Here is a 13,856-nt window from a genome sequence, read left to right as displayed (position 1 = left end):
CGCCGAAGATGCGCATCAGGTCGTCTTCGAGGCTGAGGAAGAAGGTCGAGCGGCCAGGGTCGCCCTGACGGCCCGAGCGGCCGCGCAGCTGATTGTCGATGCGCCGGCTCTCGTGGCGCTCGGTGCCGATCACCCAGAGCCCGCCGGCGGCGAGCGCCTGCTGGCGCAGCGCCTCGACTTCGGCCTCGGTCGCCTTGGTGATCTCGGCGACTTTCGCCGGGTCGGTCTCGGCGCCGACCATCTCGGCGACGCGCATCTCGACATTGCCGCCCAGCTTGATGTCGGTGCCGCGACCCGCCATGTTCGTCGCGATCGTCACGGCGCCCGGGCGGCCCGCCTGTGCGATGATGAACGCCTCCTGCTCGTGATAGCGGGCGTTGAGCACGGCGTGGGGGATGCCCTTCTCCTTCAGCGCCGCGGCGAGCTGCTCGGACTTCTCGATGGAGGTCGTGCCGACGAGGATCGGCTGGCCGCGTTTGCGCCCGTCCTCGATCGCCTCGATGATCGCCCCGGTCTTCTCGCGCGTGGTTCGGAACACCTGATCGTCGTCGTCCTTGCGCGCGACCGCGACGTTGGTGGGGATCTCGACCACGTCGAGTCCGTAGATCGACATGAACTCCTCCGCTTCGGTGAGCGCCGTGCCGGTCATGCCCGCGAGCGTCTCGTAGAGGCGGAAGTAGTTCTGGAAGGTGATCGACGCCATGGTGACGTTCTCGGGCTGGATCGGGCAGCCCTCCTTCGCCTCCACCGCCTGATGCAGCCCGTCGCCCCAGCGGCGGCCCTCCATCATGCGGCCGGTGAACTCGTCGATGATGATCACCTTGCCGTTCTTGACGATGTAGTCCTTGTCGCGCGTGAACATCCGATGCGCGCGCACCGCCTGGTTGACATGGTGCACGAGGCTGACGTTCTCGGGGTCGTAGAGCGTGGCCTCGCCCTTGAGGTGGCCGGCCTCGCGCAGCTTCTGCTCGACGAACTCGTTGCCGTCCTCGGACAGGATGCAGGTGCGCTGCTTCTCGTCGATCTCGACATGCTCCGCCGACAGCGACGGGATGATCTTGTCGATGGCGACGTAGAGCGCCGACTGGTCCTGCGTCGGGCCCGAGATGATAAGCGGCGTGCGCGCCTCGTCGATCAGGATCGAGTCGACCTCGTCCACGATGGCGAAGGCGTGGCCGCGCTGGACCATGTCCTCCAGCCGGTACTTCATGTTGTCGCGCAGATAGTCGAAGCCGAGCTCGTTGTTGGTGGCGTAAGTGACGTCGCAGGCGTAAGCGGCGCGGCGTTGCGCGTCGTCGAGCCCCGGCGTGATCACACCGACCGAAAGCCCGAGGAAATTGTAGACCTTGCCCATCCACTCCGCGTCGCGGCGGGCGAGGTAGTCGTTGACGGTGACGACATGGGCGCCGCGCCCGGTCAGCGCATGGAGATAGACGGGCAGGGTCGCGACCAGCGTCTTGCCCTCGCCGGTCTTCATCTCGGCGATCTTGCCCTGATGCAGGATCATGCCGCCGATCAGCTGCACGTCGAAGGGCCGCAGACCGAGCGCGCGCTTCGCCGCCTCGCGCACGGTGGCGAAGGCCTCGGGCAGCAGGTCGTCGAGCGTCTCGCCCTGTGCGAGCCGCGCGCGATAGGCGTCGGTCAGGCCGCGCAGCGCCTCGTCGGAGAGCGCCGCCATCTGCGGCTCGAGCGCGGCGATCTTCTGGACCGTGGGGCGGGTCGCTCGGACCTTGCGGTCGTTGGCGGTGCCGAAAATCTTGCGCGCGATCACGCCGAGCATGCGCTTTCCATCCTTGTCTGCGCCGCCCGCCGGGCGACCGGTCTGGGCGCCGAAACCTCGCCCGAAACTCCGCTCGCCCCGCCCGTCGCGCGACGCTTGCCGCTGGCGCCAAGGCGGCTTAAGTGCTGCGCGAGCCGCGATCCCGGCGCGTTCTCATGCGGGCGGGATGTAAGCAGCGGCCGGAACGGAGTCAACGCAAGCCGCCCCCGCGCGCTTGGAGCAGCCCTGCACCGCCGGCCTCGCCGCCGGCCCGCATCCGGAGACGTCATGCCCGCTTCCCTCGCCCGCGCCGCCGCCCTCTGCGCCGCGCTCGCCCTCGCCGCGCCCATCCTCGCTCAGGACGCGCTCGCGCAGGACGCCGACGTCGCGACCATCGACGGCGCGCCGGTCACGGTCGCCGATCTCAACGCGATCCTCTCGGAGCTTCCCGCGCAGTATCAGCAGCTTCCCGACGAGACGCTGTATGACGGCATCCGCGAGCAGATGATCGACCAGCGCCTGCTCGCCGCCGCAGCGCTCGCAGGGGACCTCGCCGACCATCCCGCCGTGAAGCGCTCGCTGGAGATGCAGCGGCAGGGCCTGCTGGCCGACTTCATGCTCCGCGCCGAAATCGCCGAGCGCGTGACCGATGCGGCGATCGAGGCGGCCTATGAGACGCGATTCGCCGATGCGCCGCCCATCGAGGAAGTGCGTGCGAGCCACATCCTCGTCGCAAGCGAGGAGCAGGCGCAGGCGCTGAAGGCCGAGCTCGACCGCGGGGCCGACTTCGCGGCGCTCGCCGCCGAGCACGGCACGGACGGCACCAGGGCGAGGGGCGGCGATCTCGGCTGGTTCTCGCGCGACATGATGGTTCCAGCTTTCGCGGACGCCGCCTTCGCGATGGAGGAGGGCGCGATGTCGGCGCCGGTCCAGTCGCAGTTCGGCTGGCATCTGATCCATCTGACCGGCAAGCGCGACAGGCCCGCCCCTGCGCTCGAGGAGGTGCGCGGCGAGATCGAGCAGGAGCTCGGGGCCGAGGCCGCCCGCGCCGTGATCGCGGAGCTGCGCGCGGCCGCCGAGATCGTCCTGCCCGAGGGCCGGCCAGGCCTCGAGAGCCTGCGCGACGGCGCGGCGCTGCAATTCCCCTGATCGACCCACCTCGCCCGGAGCGCCCGCCATGGCCGCGCTGAAGCCCTCGCCCTTCGCCCCCGCCTGCTTTCCCGACCTTCCCGCAGTCAGGGGAGTGAAGCTCGCAGGAGGCCCCGCCCGCGTGCGATATGCGGGTCGCGACGACGTCATGCTGGCCGAGATCGCGGCGGGCGCGTCCGTCGCCGGCGTCTTCACCCGCTCCCGCACCCGCGCCGCCCCGGTGCTGTGGTGCGAGGCGCGGCTCGCAGCGCGGCGCGGTGGCGCCGTCGCTTCGGGGCCGCTCTGCTTCGCCGCCAATTCCGGCAACGCCAACGCCTTCACAGGGGCGAATGGCGCCGACGACGCGCGCCGCATGGCCGAGGCCGCCGGCGCCGCCGTGGGCGCGCCCGCCGCCTCGACCTTCGTCGCCTCGACCGGCGTGATCGGCGAGCCGCTGCCGGTCGCGCGCATCGAGGCGGCGCTCGGCGCCATCGCCGAGACCCGCGCCGAGGGCGCGTGGGAGCGCGCGGCGCGCGCGATCATGACCACCGACACCTTCCCCAAGGCGGCCGGCCGCACCGTGGCGCTCGACGGCGTCGAAGTCCGGATCGCCGGATTCGCCAAGGGCTCGGGCATGATCGCGCCCGACATGGCGACGATGCTGGCCTTCGCCTTCACCGACGCCGCCATCGCAGAGCCCCTGCTTCAGCGGCTTCTCGCCGAGAGCGTCGACCGCAGCTTCAACGCGATCACCGTGGACGGCGACACCTCCACCTCCGACACGCTGCTGCTGGCGGCGACCGGCGCGAGCGGCGCGGCGGAGATCGCCTCTGACGACGACCCTCGCCTGCCCGCCTTCCGCGAGGCGCTCGACGCAGTGCTGCTGGACCTCGCCCAGCTGGTGGTCAAGGACGGCGAGGGCGCGTCGAAATTCGTCGCGATCACCGTGACAGGCGCCGAGACGGCGCAGGCGGCGCGCCGCATCGGGCTGTCCATCGCTAACTCGCCGCTGGTCAAGACGGCGCTGGCCGGCGAGGACCCCAACTGGGGCCGCATCGTGATGGCGGTCGGCAAGTCGGGCGAGGCGGCGGACCGCGACCGGCTTGAAATCCGCTTCGGCGACATTCTCGTCGCGGAAAAGGGCTGGGTGGCGCCCGCCTATCGGGAAGAGGACGGCGCGGCCTACATGAAGCGCGCCGAGCTGGAGATCCTCGTCGACGTCGGCGTCGGGGCGGCGCGGGCGACAGTGTGGACCTGCGATCTGACCCACGCCTATATCGACATCAACGCCGACTATCGCTCGTGACGGCCCCGGCGGCGCCGCGCCTCGCCTTCTGGCACGAGTTCGCGTCCACCTACTCGTATCTGTCCGCGATGCGGATCGAGGGCCTATGCCGCGAGGCCGGCGTCGCGGTGATCTGGCGGCCGTTCCTGCTCGGCCCGATCTTCAAGGCGCAGGGCTGGGACACGTCGCCCTTCAACCTGTTCCCCGCCAAAGGCCGCCATATGTGGCGCGATCTCGAACGGCGGGCGATGCGGCTCGGACTACCCGCCGTCGCGCGCCCGGAACCGTTTCCCCAGAACGGCTTGCTGGCGGCGCGGCTGATGACCATCGGCGCCGCCGAGTCATGGGGGCCGGCCTTCGCCCGCGCAGTCTATTCCGCGCAGTTCGGCGAGGGTCGGAGCATCGACTCGCCCTCCGGTCTGGCCGCTCTGCTCGACGCGTTGGGAGAACCCGGCGCCGCGCTCGTGGAGCGGGCGCAACGGGACGCGGAGGTGAAGGCGCGCCTGCGCCTGGCGACCGAGGAGGCGCGCGACGCGGGCCTGTTCGGCGCGCCGAGTTTCCTGACGGAGGACGGCGAGATGTTCTGGGGCGACGACCGGCTGGAGGATGCGATCGACTGGGCGCAGGGCCGCAGAGCGTGAGCGCGAAACCTCTGATCCTCGTCGCCGCCTGCGCGCTGATCGACCCGGACGGGCGCGTGCTTCTGGCTCAGAGGCCCGAAGGCAAGAGCATGGCGGGGCTCTGGGAGTTTCCCGGCGGCAAGATCGAGCCCGGCGAGACCCCGGAAGCCTGCCTGATCCGGGAGCTGCGCGAGGAGCTCGGCGTCGAGACCTGGGGCTCCTGCCTCGCGCCGCTGACTTTCGCGAGCCACGCCTACGACGCGTTCCATCTGCTCATGCCGCTCTTCGCGTGCCGCAAGTGGACGGGGCTGCCGCAGGGCCGCGAGGGCCAGCGCCTCGCCTGGGCGCGGGCGGACCGTCTCCGGGATTTTCCGATGCCGCCCGCCGACATTCCGCTGATCGCCGTACTGCGCGACTGGCTCTGAGTCGCCAGCCGCGGCTCGGCGTCAGCTGTCCCGGGCCATTCTCACCGCGACCAGCACGCCCGCGACGAGCGCGCCCTGGCCGGCGAGATAGGCGCCGAGGGGCAGGTCGAGGAACCGCAGCGTCGCGAACCCGTCGAGCGCCAAGGTGAGGATCGCCACCACCGCCCAGCCGCTGAGCAGAAGCGTCACGGCCACCCTGTTCATAGTCCAGCGCGTTTCGGCCTTCGCCGACGCCTCTGCCGCCATGCGCCTTCTCCCGAGTCGCGTCTGCGCCGTTTCTTGATTTTGTCGTCCCGCGATCTGCGTCGCGGTCCCGCTCGAAGTCGGAGCCGGTCGTCGCGCGGCGTCTCGCCACGCTGCGACATAGCGCCTTGAGACTCTGTATGTCAAAGCCGCAGTTGCGGCGCTATGGCGCCAAAGTGCAGGGGACGGACGCGCCGGGGCGCGTCATCGAATCTTTACAGCTCGCCTTAAAGATGAGCAGAGTCTGGTTAACGCGGTGGCAATGTCGACCGTGATAGCGTCGATCGAACGACGCGCAGGAGAAGCGCTAGCCGGAGGCACCGCCAGATGCTCGCAACGATCGCCTTGTCGCCTTACGTCCACATCCAGGGTCCGATTTCACGTCGGCTGCCCTGCGGCTCCATTGTCATCACGCATGAAGGTCGCGAATATGTCGGTCGCCCGCTGAACGCGCCGACGCCGGTCCCGGCGCATCTGCGCCCCGCCGCCCAGGCCTGAACGGTCCCGGCGCAAGTGCGCCGCATGCGAAAGCGCCGCGCTCCTAACGGGCCGCGGCGCTTGCGCTTCAAACTGTGGTCGAGCGCTCGGTCAGATCGGCGACTCGGTCGCGGCCTCGCCATCCTCCTCGCGCCACGCCTGACCGGCGGCGACGGCGCAGGTCACGCCGTCGGGACGCGTGAAGAGAATCGTCCACGTTCCGGTGTCGGACGAGGCGAAAACTTCGATCAGCGTGCTTTCGCCCTGGAGGCCCATCGCGCGGCGCGCTTCGCCGTATTTCTTCTGAAGTTGGGTCACGAGCGAGGCGCGATCTCCGCAAATCGGCTGCTGCGCGGAGGCGGGGGGCGAGGCGGCGGCGGCGGCGCCGAGGGAGAGGGCGGCCGCGATGGCGAGACGGGCGGTCGGCATGGGCGGTCTCCGTTCGGGGAGCGTTGCAGGACGTGGCCCGACGCGCGACGGCTCCTGATCGGCGCGCTCCGGTCTTTCCCCCCACCCCGCCGCTCTCTCGGACGGACCGTTCATGCGGCCGGCGTCAGGGGCGGACCCCTGCAAGATGCGACAGAACGATCAAGTTTCGGTAAACCGGTTAAGGCGCGCGGCTCCGCCCCGGGCCGCGCGCCGGAGCTTCAGCTCATCGTCGGGATGCTGAACTCCGCCCCGTCCTTCACGCCCGAGGGCCAGCGCGCCGTGACCGTCTTCGTTCGGGTGTAAAAGCGGAACGCGTCGGGCCCGTGCTGGTTGAGGTCGCCGAACATCGACTTCTTCCACCCGCCGAAAGTGTGATAGGCGAGCGGGACCGGGATCGGCACGTTGATCCCGACCATCCCCACATTGACCCGCGCTGCGAAGTCGCGCGCCGCATCGCCGTCGCGGGTGAAGATCGCGACGCCATTGCCGTATTCGTGGTCCATGGCGAGGCCGAGACCTTCCTCGTAAGTCTTCGCGCGCACAACCGAGAGCACCGGGCCGAAGATCTCGGTGCGGTAGATGTCCATCTCTCTGGTGACCCGGTCGAACAGGCAGCCGCCCATGAAGTTGCCGCTCTCATAGCCCTGCAGGCGGAAGTTCCGCCCGTCCACGACCAGCTTCGCGCCCTGCTCGACGCCGCGATCCACCAGCCCTTTCACGCGCGCCAGCGCCTCCGCCGTCACCAGCGGACCGAAATCGACGTCTTCTCCTGCGGTGTAGGGTCCGATCTTGAGGCTTTCGACACGGGGCGCGAGCTTCTCGATCAGGCGGTCGGCAGTTTCGTCGCCGACCGGCACGGCGACCGAGATCGCCATGCACCGCTCTCCGGCGGCGCCGTAGCCTGCGCCGATCAGCGCGTCGGCGGCCTGCTCCATGTCGGCGTCGGGCATGACGATCATGTGATTCTTGGCGCCGCCGAAGCATTGGGCGCGCTTTCCGGCGGCCGTGGCGCGGGAGTAGACGTAATGCGCGATCGGCGTCGAGCCGACGAAGCCCACCGCCGCGATCCCTTCGTCGTCGAGAATCGCGTCCACCGCCTCCTTGTCGCCGTTGACGACGTTCAGCACGCCGGCCGGCAGGCCCGCCTCCATCATCAGCTCCGCGAGCATCAGCGGAACCGATGGGTCGCGCTCGGAAGGCTTGAGGATGAAGGCGTTGCCGGCGGCGATGGCGGGACAGAACTTCCACATCGGGATCATTGCTGGGAAGTTGAACGGCGTGATCCCTGCGGCGACTCCGAGGGGCTGGCGCATCGAATACATGTCGATGCCGGGTCCGGCGCCTTCCGTGAACTCGCCCTTCAGCAGGTGCGGCGCGCCGATGCAGAACTCGGCGACTTCAAGCCCGCGCTGCACGTCGCCGCGCGCATCGGGCAGCGTCTTGCCGTGCTCGCGCGACAACGCTTCGGCGAGCTTCTCCATGTCGCGGTGCAACAGCTGGACGAACGCCATCATCACGCGCGCGCGCTTCTGTGGGTTCTGGGCGGCCCAGCCGGGTTGCGCGGCTGTGGCGACCTCGACGGCCTGCCGCACTTCGTCGCGGCTGGCGAGCGGGACCTTCTTCTCGACCTCGCCCGAAGCGGGGTTGTAGACGTCCGCGAAGCGGCCCGAGCGGCCCTTCACATGCGCCCCGCCGATGAAATGGGTCAGTTCCCGCATCTCGTCCCTCCTCCGCGCCTCTGGCGCACACCGGTCGTTCATCTCGACCGGCCACTTTCATTGCAGCGCCGGCGCACTATGTTGCAGCGCAACAACGCTGCGTCGCGACAGCGCTCCGGATCGTCGGGAGGTCATAATCCCAAACGATCCGACGCGGTAGTGTGGCGCGAGAAACGGAACCGGGGGCGGAAGGCGGGGCGAGGCGACGAGGCGGCCGGGCGCGGAGCGGATCGGCGAAAGGTCGAATGATGGACGGTTTGACGACAGGCCCGGAACGGCGGCGCGACGGGGGCGCCTATCGCGCCCTGTGGACGTTCGACCATGAGGCCTACCTGGCGCATCTTCTGAGGCTCACGCCGGAGGACCGGCGTTCGCGCTTCCAGTATCCCGCGACCGACGCGCAGATCGAAAAGCATGTGGCCGAGTTTCTCGGCGGCGGCGGCCATGTCATCGGATGGTTCGTCGACGGGGAGCTTCGCGGCGCCGCCGAAGTTATGATCTTTCCAGACGGCCGCACCGCCGAGGCCGCGTTCGAGGTCGAGGCCGACTGGCGCGGACGCGGCGTCGGGGCCGAGCTCGTCGCCCGCTCGCTGCTCTGGGCGCGCAATCGCGGCGTCGCGACGCTGCTGATCCACACGACGCGGCGCAATACGGCGATGCTCAAGGCCGCCAAGCAGAGCGGCGCGCGCTTCGAGTTCGATCTCTCCGACGCCGAAGGGGTGATCGATGCGCCGCGACCCAGCTGGACCAGCCATCTGCGCGAGGCGGTCTTCGAGGAGGAAGGGCTGCGCCGGTGGTTTCACGACCGGATCTGGCGGCGCATATCGCTGGCGTGGCGGCGCGACCGCTCGAGCGGCGAATCGCGCGGCGCCTGACCGCGCGGCGCCGCTCGCCTTCGCCTGCGTCGCCGCATATCCTGCCGCCGGCGCGCGACCCGGGTGGGCGTGCGGCGATGGCGGAGGCGTGACGGCGAGACATGATCTTCAAGCGCCGCGAGAAACCGGGGTTCCTGATACGTCTGCGCGGGCTTCTCGCGCCGCGCAAGGGGTGGCGGCGCGGGTTCTCCTATGTGGGTCGGCGCGTGCAGCGGTTGCCGGACACGCCGCACAAGATCGCGCTCGGTTTCGCCTGCGGAGCCTTCGCATCTTTCACGCCCCTGTTCACGCTGCACATCCTGGTCGCGCTCGCCGTCGCGTGGGCGCTGCGGGCCAACCTGTTCGCCGCTGCGCTCGGCACCATCGTCGGAAATCCGCTGACCTTTCCCGCGATCGCGGCCCTGTCTTTAGAGATCGGCGGCTGGATGACCGGCAAGCCCGGGCTCGTGAAGCATTTTAGCCCGTCGGTGATCTTCAGCGACTTCCGGCACTTCCTCGACGACCTGATGCTGCCCTATCTGCTCGGCGGGCTCGCGCCGGGGCTCGCCGCGGCGGCTGCGAGCTACATATTGCTACGTCCGGCGATCGCGGCCTATCAGGCGGCGCGGCGGCGCAAGCTGATGGAGAGCGCCCGGCGGCGGCTGGCCGCGCATGTCGGGCGGCGACCGCTCAAGACCGGCGCGCCCACCCCGGACCCGGCCGAATGAGGCGGCCCGCCGGAGAGGCCGCAGGAGGAGACGCGCGATGACCCGGACTCTCGCCCGACCGCTGGGCCGCTTGCGCCTCGGCGTGAACATCGACCATGTCGCGACGATCCGCAATGCGCGGGGCGGGGCGCATCCCGAGCCGCTCCGCGCCGCCCGCGCCGCCGTCGCCGCAGGGGCGGACGGCATCACCGCGCATCTGCGCGAGGATCGCCGCCACATCGCCGACGCCGACATCGAGGGGCTGACGGCGCTGCTGCGCGATCTCGGCGTCCCGCTCAATTTCGAGATGGCCGCGACCGACGAGATGCAGGCCATCGCCCTGCGCCACCGCCCGCACGCCGTCTGCATCGTGCCCGAACGGCGCGAGGAGCGCACGACCGAGGGCGGGCTCGAAGTCGCGCGCGAGGAGAACCGGCTCGCCCATTTCATCGCGCCGCTCGCGGAAGCGGGCTGCCGCGTCTCGATCTTCATCGCCGCCGACGAGCGCCAGATCGAAGCCGCCGCGCGCATCGGCGCGCCGGTGGTCGAATTGCACACCGGCGCCTATTGCGACGCCCACAACGAGGGCCGCTTCGCCGAGCGCGACGCGGAACTCGACAGGCTGCGCCGCTGCGCCGCCTTCGCGCATGGGCTGGGTCTCGAGGTCCACGCCGGTCATGGGCTGGCCTACGAGACGACGCCGCCCGTCGCCGCCTTTCCCGAAGTGATGGAGCTCAACATCGGCCATTATCTTGTGGGCGAGGCGATCTTCACCGGGCTCGACAGCGCGATCCGGCGCATGCGCGAAGTGATGGACCGCGCCCGCCGCGAGGCGTTCGGGGAAGGCGCGGCGTGATCCTCGGCATCGGCGCCGACCTCGCCGACATCCGCCGCGTCGAGGCGACGATCGCGCGCTTCGGCGAGCGATTCCTCGACCGCGTCTTCACCGATGTCGAGCAGCTGCGCTCGGAGCGGCGAACCGACCACAAGGGCGCGCGCGTCGCGAGCTACGCCAAGCGCTGGGCGGCCAAGGAGGCCTGCGCCAAGGCGCTCGGCACCGGTCTGCGGATGGGCGTGGCGTGGCGCGAGATGGGGGTGTTCAACCTCGCCTCCGGTCAGCCCTGCATGAAACTCACCGGCGGCGCGGCGCAGCGCCTGTCCGACATGACGCCGCCGGGCATGGCCGCGCTGGTGCACGTCACGATCACCGACGACCACCCCTGGGCGCAGGCTTTCGTGGTGATCGAGGCGCGCCCCGCAGCGTCGTCGCGACCGTCGCCGTGACCCGCGCAACACGCTTGCCGGCCCATGCTTGACACTCCTTCGCCCGCGCGCGACAAGCCCGCGATCATGAGAGGCGCGCAGCGTATGGCGAAAGCGAAGAAGAGAGAGGGGTTCGGCGAACTCCTCAAGACCATCGTCTACGCCCTGCTGATCGCCGCCGCCTTTCGGACCGTGCTGTTCCAGCCCTTCTGGATCCCCTCGGGCTCGATGAAATCGACGCTCCTGATCGGCGATTATCTTTTCATCTCGAAATATTCCTACGGCTACTCCAGCGCGTCGTGCCCGTCGCTGTTCGGCGTGAACCTGTGTCCTTTCATTCCCGGGCGCATCCTCGCCTCCGAGCCCGAGCGCGGCGATGTGATCGTCTTCAAGCATCCGCGCACTGGCGAGGACTACATCAAGCGGCTCGTCGGCCTGCCGGGCGAGACCGTCCAGGTCATCGGGGGGGTCCTGCACATCGACGGCCAGCCCGTACGCATGGAGCGCGACGGCGTGTTCGTCGACGGCGACAGCGGGCGCGCGCTCGAAGTCTGGCGCGAGACCTTGCCCGGAGGGTTCGAACATATCACGCTCAATACTGTCAACGGGATGATGTTCGACGACACGCCGGAATTCGTGGTTCCAGCAGGTCAGTATTTCTTCATGGGCGACAATCGCGACAATTCCCGCGACAGCCGCGAGCCCCGCGCTTCTGGCGGCGTCGGCTTCGTGCCGTTCGAGAATCTGGTGGGGCGCGCCGAAGTGATCGCCGTCTCGGCAGACGGGCCGTTCTGGCAGGTCTGGAACTGGCGCTTCGACCGCACCTTCATGGCGATCCGCTGAGGCCGATGGCGCGCGCGCCCCGGCTCGCGGCGCTGTTCGACCGGCTGGGCCGCGAGGTCGACGCTGCGCTGATCGACGAGGCGCTGACGCACCCTTCGGCGTCCTCCGCCGCGCGACCGGATTATCAGCGGCTCGAATTTCTCGGCGACCGCGTGCTCAACCTCGTCGTCGCGGAGGCGCTGGTGCGCCGGCGGCCCGAGGAGAGCGAGGGCAAGCTCGCGCCCCGGCTCAACGCGCTGGTGCGCAAGGAGACCTGCGCCGAGATCGCCGAGGAGATCGGTCTCGGCGCGCATCTGCGGCTGGAGCGCTCGGAATCGAAGGCGGGCGGGCGCAAGCGCCTCAGCAATCTCGGCGACGCGATGGAGGCGGTCCTCGGCGCGGTGTTCCTCGATCAGGGTTTCGCGGCGGCGCAGGAGGTGGTGCTGCGGCTCTGGCGCGACCGGATCGAGACGCAGGGCGCGGCCCCGCGCGACGCCAAGACCGCCTTGCAGGAATGGGCGCAGGCCCGCGCGATGCCGCCGCCGACTTACGTGGAGATCGCCCGCATCGGACCCGACCACGCGCCCGTCTTCACCGTCGAGGCGCGGCTGGCGAGCGGCGAGAGCGCCTCGGCGCAGGCCCCCTCGAAACGCGCCGCCGAACACGCCGCCGCCGCCGAGCTTCTCGCGCGCCTCACAGGATGACCGAGCGATGACCGACCCGACCCCGCGCTGCGGCTTCGTCGCCCTGATCGGCGAGCCGAACGCCGGCAAGTCCACGCTGCTCAACCGCATGGTGGGCGCGAAAGTCTCCATCGTCACCCACAAGGTGCAGACGACCCGCGCCCGTATCCGCGGCGTCGCGCTGGAGGGGCCGGCGCAGATCGTCTTCGTGGACACGCCCGGCCTGTTCCGCCCGCGCCGCCGGCTCGACCGCGCGATGGTCGCCGCCGCCTGGGCCGGCGCGGAGGACGCCGACATCGCCTGTCTCATGGTCGAGGCGCATCGCGGCCTGACCGACGGTGTGCGCGACATTCTCGCCGCGCTCGACGCGCGCGGCGGCGACAAGCCCACGGTGCTCGTCATCAACAAGGTCGACCGCGTGCGCCGCGACAGCCTGCTCGCGCTGACCGCAGAAGCCAACGCCGCCCGCGCTTTCGCGGCGACCTTCCTGATTTCGGCCGAGAACGGCGACGGCGTGGACGACCTGCGCCGCTGGCTCGCCGAGCGCCTGCCGGAGGGGCCGTGGCTCTACCCCGAGGACCAGATCGCCGACCTGCCGCAGCGCCTGATCGCCGCCGAGATCACCCGCGAGAAGCTCACGCTGCGGCTGCATCAGGAGATCCCCTATCAGCTCACCGTCGAGACCGATGCCTGGGAGGACAAGCCGGACGGCTCGGCGCGCATCGAGCAGGTGATCTATGTCGGGCGCGAGGGCCACAAGGGCATCGTGCTGGGGCGCAAGGGCGAGACCATCAAGGCCATCGGCGCCGCCGCCCGCGCCGAGATCGCCGAGTTCCTCGGCCGTCCCGCGCATCTGTTCCTCACAGTCCGCGTCCGCGCGGACTGGGAGAACGAGCGCGAGCGCTATTCGGCGATGGGGCTCGACTTCTCGGACGGGACCGCGTGAGCGCGCGGCTCTCGGCCGATTTCTGGGTCTCCGCCTATCGCGCTCGGCTCGAGGCGGCCGGCATCCCCGCTTATGTCGCCGCGCGCGGCGACGCGCAGGCCGGCGCGGTGCTCGTGAAATGCGCGATGCTTGACGGCTCGGCGCGGCTCTACGGGCGCGCGTTCGGCCCGGAGGGCGAGCGTGTGTGGATGGCGCTGGCGGAAGGCCCCGAAGCGGAGGTCGACGCCGCCGCCGCCCGCCAGCGCCGCGCCGACCCCGATCTCTGGATCGTCGAAATCGAAGACCGTCAGGGCCGCACCCTGCTCGACGAACCCGGCCTCGCCGACTGACGACGGCGGCGCGCCGTTCTTCATGGCGCGCCCGCGCGACGACTTGCAGCGCCGCGCGGATTGGCGCCCGATCATGAAATCGCTCAAGACCGAATAAATTTTTTACGCGTGAATTACTTTTTTTATGACCTCAGCAAATCTTGTTATGAAATCTGGTATTCTCAATAT

17 protein-coding genes are annotated in these 13,856 nt (G+C 70.0%); 13 read left to right on the top strand and 4 right to left on the bottom strand.

Going from position 1 to position 13,856, the window contains the following annotated elements:
* On the bottom strand, positions 1–1,780 hold a 1,780-nt coding region (secA, locus tag V7Q31_RS14270; RefSeq protein ID WP_333834533.1), incomplete at its 3' end, for a preprotein translocase subunit SecA.
* 267 nt (positions 1,781–2,047) lie between these two features.
* On the opposite strand from secA, the gene V7Q31_RS14265 reads away from it, so the two are divergent.
* Genes V7Q31_RS14265 through V7Q31_RS14250 form a run of 4 tightly spaced genes read left to right on the top strand, consistent with a single transcriptional unit; the run spans position 2,048 to position 5,217 of the window.
* Positions 2,048–2,908, top strand: coding sequence for a peptidylprolyl isomerase (locus V7Q31_RS14265; RefSeq protein WP_333834532.1), 861 nt, complete (start codon positions 2,048–2,050; stop codon positions 2,906–2,908).
* A gap of 28 nt (positions 2,909–2,936) precedes the next feature.
* Entirely contained in the window at positions 2,937–4,193 is a 1,257-nt protein-coding gene (gene argJ / locus V7Q31_RS14260; protein WP_333834531.1) for a bifunctional glutamate N-acetyltransferase/amino-acid acetyltransferase ArgJ, read from the top strand.
* A complete protein-coding gene (locus V7Q31_RS14255) occupies positions 4,190–4,813 on the top strand; it encodes a 2-hydroxychromene-2-carboxylate isomerase (protein WP_333834530.1) in 624 nt (207 codons plus the stop codon). The genes argJ and V7Q31_RS14255 overlap by 4 nt, the downstream gene beginning before the upstream one ends.
* Positions 4,810–5,217 carry a (deoxy)nucleoside triphosphate pyrophosphohydrolase gene (locus tag V7Q31_RS14250; RefSeq protein ID WP_333834529.1) on the top strand — a complete coding sequence of 136 codons (408 nt, stop codon included), beginning with the start codon at positions 4,810–4,812 and terminating at the stop codon, positions 5,215–5,217. The genes V7Q31_RS14255 and V7Q31_RS14250 overlap by 4 nt, the downstream gene beginning before the upstream one ends.
* Before the next feature lie 21 nt (positions 5,218–5,238).
* On the opposite strand, the gene V7Q31_RS14245 is transcribed toward V7Q31_RS14250, so the two are convergent.
* Positions 5,239–5,463: a sodium/substrate symporter small subunit gene (locus V7Q31_RS14245; RefSeq protein ID WP_333834528.1), complete on the bottom strand. Its 225-nt coding sequence runs from the start codon at positions 5,461–5,463 to the stop codon at positions 5,239–5,241.
* A gap of 324 nt (positions 5,464–5,787) precedes the next feature.
* Here V7Q31_RS14245 and V7Q31_RS14240 point away from each other — a divergent pair, with 324 nt between their 5' ends.
* Complete coding sequence (locus V7Q31_RS14240) at positions 5,788–5,958, top strand: hypothetical protein (protein ID WP_333834527.1); 171 nt, start codon at positions 5,788–5,790, stop codon at positions 5,956–5,958.
* A 90-nt stretch (positions 5,959–6,048) separates the two neighbouring features.
* Here the strand turns inward: V7Q31_RS14240 and V7Q31_RS14235 are convergent, their stop codons facing one another.
* Positions 6,049–6,366, bottom strand: coding sequence for a hypothetical protein (locus V7Q31_RS14235; RefSeq protein WP_333834526.1), 318 nt, complete (start codon positions 6,364–6,366; stop codon positions 6,049–6,051).
* A 218-nt stretch (positions 6,367–6,584) separates the two neighbouring features.
* A complete protein-coding gene (locus tag V7Q31_RS14230; RefSeq protein WP_333834525.1) occupies positions 6,585–8,084 on the bottom strand; it encodes a CoA-acylating methylmalonate-semialdehyde dehydrogenase in 1,500 nt (499 codons plus the stop codon).
* A gap of 245 nt (positions 8,085–8,329) precedes the next feature.
* Between V7Q31_RS14230 and V7Q31_RS14225 the strand changes: the two genes are divergently transcribed.
* The 8 genes from V7Q31_RS14225 to V7Q31_RS14190 all read left to right on the top strand — a co-directional run bounded on the left by V7Q31_RS14225 (position 8,330) and on the right by V7Q31_RS14190 (position 13,688).
* Positions 8,330–8,959 carry a GNAT family N-acetyltransferase gene (locus V7Q31_RS14225; protein ID WP_333834524.1) on the top strand — a complete coding sequence of 210 codons (630 nt, stop codon included), beginning with the start codon at positions 8,330–8,332 and terminating at the stop codon, positions 8,957–8,959.
* A gap of 101 nt (positions 8,960–9,060) precedes the next feature.
* Entirely contained in the window at positions 9,061–9,666 is a 606-nt protein-coding gene (locus V7Q31_RS14220) for a DUF2062 domain-containing protein (protein ID WP_333834523.1), read from the top strand.
* 37 nt (positions 9,667–9,703) lie between these two features.
* Entirely contained in the window at positions 9,704–10,501 is a 798-nt protein-coding gene (locus tag V7Q31_RS14215) for a pyridoxine 5'-phosphate synthase (protein ID WP_333834522.1), read from the top strand.
* Complete coding sequence (gene acpS / locus V7Q31_RS14210; protein WP_333834521.1) at positions 10,498–10,929, top strand: holo-ACP synthase; 432 nt, start codon at positions 10,498–10,500, stop codon at positions 10,927–10,929. Before V7Q31_RS14215 ends, acpS begins: the two co-directional genes overlap by 4 nt.
* A gap of 84 nt (positions 10,930–11,013) precedes the next feature.
* Positions 11,014–11,751 carry a signal peptidase I gene (lepB, locus tag V7Q31_RS14205; protein WP_333834520.1) on the top strand — a complete coding sequence of 246 codons (738 nt, stop codon included), beginning with the start codon at positions 11,014–11,016 and terminating at the stop codon, positions 11,749–11,751.
* Positions 11,752–11,756: 5 nt separating this feature from the next.
* Entirely contained in the window at positions 11,757–12,434 is a 678-nt protein-coding gene (rnc, locus tag V7Q31_RS14200; RefSeq protein WP_333834519.1) for a ribonuclease III, read from the top strand.
* Between the two features lie 7 nt (positions 12,435–12,441).
* On the top strand, positions 12,442–13,359 hold the full coding sequence (era, locus tag V7Q31_RS14195) for a GTPase Era (protein ID WP_333834518.1): 918 nt from the start codon (positions 12,442–12,444) through the stop codon (positions 13,357–13,359).
* Positions 13,356–13,688 (top strand): DUF1491 family protein, encoded by a 333-nt coding sequence (locus V7Q31_RS14190; RefSeq protein ID WP_333834517.1) that lies wholly within the window; start codon positions 13,356–13,358, stop codon positions 13,686–13,688. Before era ends, V7Q31_RS14190 begins: the two co-directional genes overlap by 4 nt.
* Positions 13,689–13,856: the final 168 nt, after the last annotated feature.

Origin of the sequence: Rubrimonas sp., from assembly GCF_036788415.1 — a bacterium.
Taxonomy (GTDB): Bacteria; Pseudomonadota; Alphaproteobacteria; order Rhodobacterales; family Rhodobacteraceae; genus Rubrimonas.
Note: the sequence above shows the minus strand (reverse complement) of the source record. Positions and strands in the feature narration are given on the sequence as shown.

Coding starts and splice junctions, on each gene's coding strand:
- V7Q31_RS14265 (WP_333834532.1), top strand. CDS start 2,048: ATGCCCGCTTCCCTCGCCCGCGCCGCCGCCCTCTGCGCCGCGCTCGCC.
- argJ (WP_333834531.1), top strand. CDS start 2,937: ATGGCCGCGCTGAAGCCCTCGCCCTTCGCCCCCGCCTGCTTTCCCGAC.
- V7Q31_RS14245 (WP_333834528.1), bottom strand. CDS start 5,463: ATGGCGGCAGAGGCGTCGGCGAAGGCCGAAACGCGCTGGACTATGAAC.
- V7Q31_RS14240 (WP_333834527.1), top strand. CDS start 5,788: ATGCTCGCAACGATCGCCTTGTCGCCTTACGTCCACATCCAGGGTCCG.
- V7Q31_RS14235 (WP_333834526.1), bottom strand. CDS start 6,366: ATGCCGACCGCCCGTCTCGCCATCGCGGCCGCCCTCTCCCTCGGCGCC.
- V7Q31_RS14230 (WP_333834525.1), bottom strand. CDS start 8,084: ATGCGGGAACTGACCCATTTCATCGGCGGGGCGCATGTGAAGGGCCGC.
- V7Q31_RS14225 (WP_333834524.1), top strand. CDS start 8,330: ATGATGGACGGTTTGACGACAGGCCCGGAACGGCGGCGCGACGGGGGC.
- V7Q31_RS14220 (WP_333834523.1), top strand. CDS start 9,061: ATGATCTTCAAGCGCCGCGAGAAACCGGGGTTCCTGATACGTCTGCGC.
- V7Q31_RS14215 (WP_333834522.1), top strand. CDS start 9,704: ATGACCCGGACTCTCGCCCGACCGCTGGGCCGCTTGCGCCTCGGCGTG.
- lepB (WP_333834520.1), top strand. CDS start 11,014: ATGGCGAAAGCGAAGAAGAGAGAGGGGTTCGGCGAACTCCTCAAGACC.
- rnc (WP_333834519.1), top strand. CDS start 11,757: ATGGCGCGCGCGCCCCGGCTCGCGGCGCTGTTCGACCGGCTGGGCCGC.
- era (WP_333834518.1), top strand. CDS start 12,442: ATGACCGACCCGACCCCGCGCTGCGGCTTCGTCGCCCTGATCGGCGAG.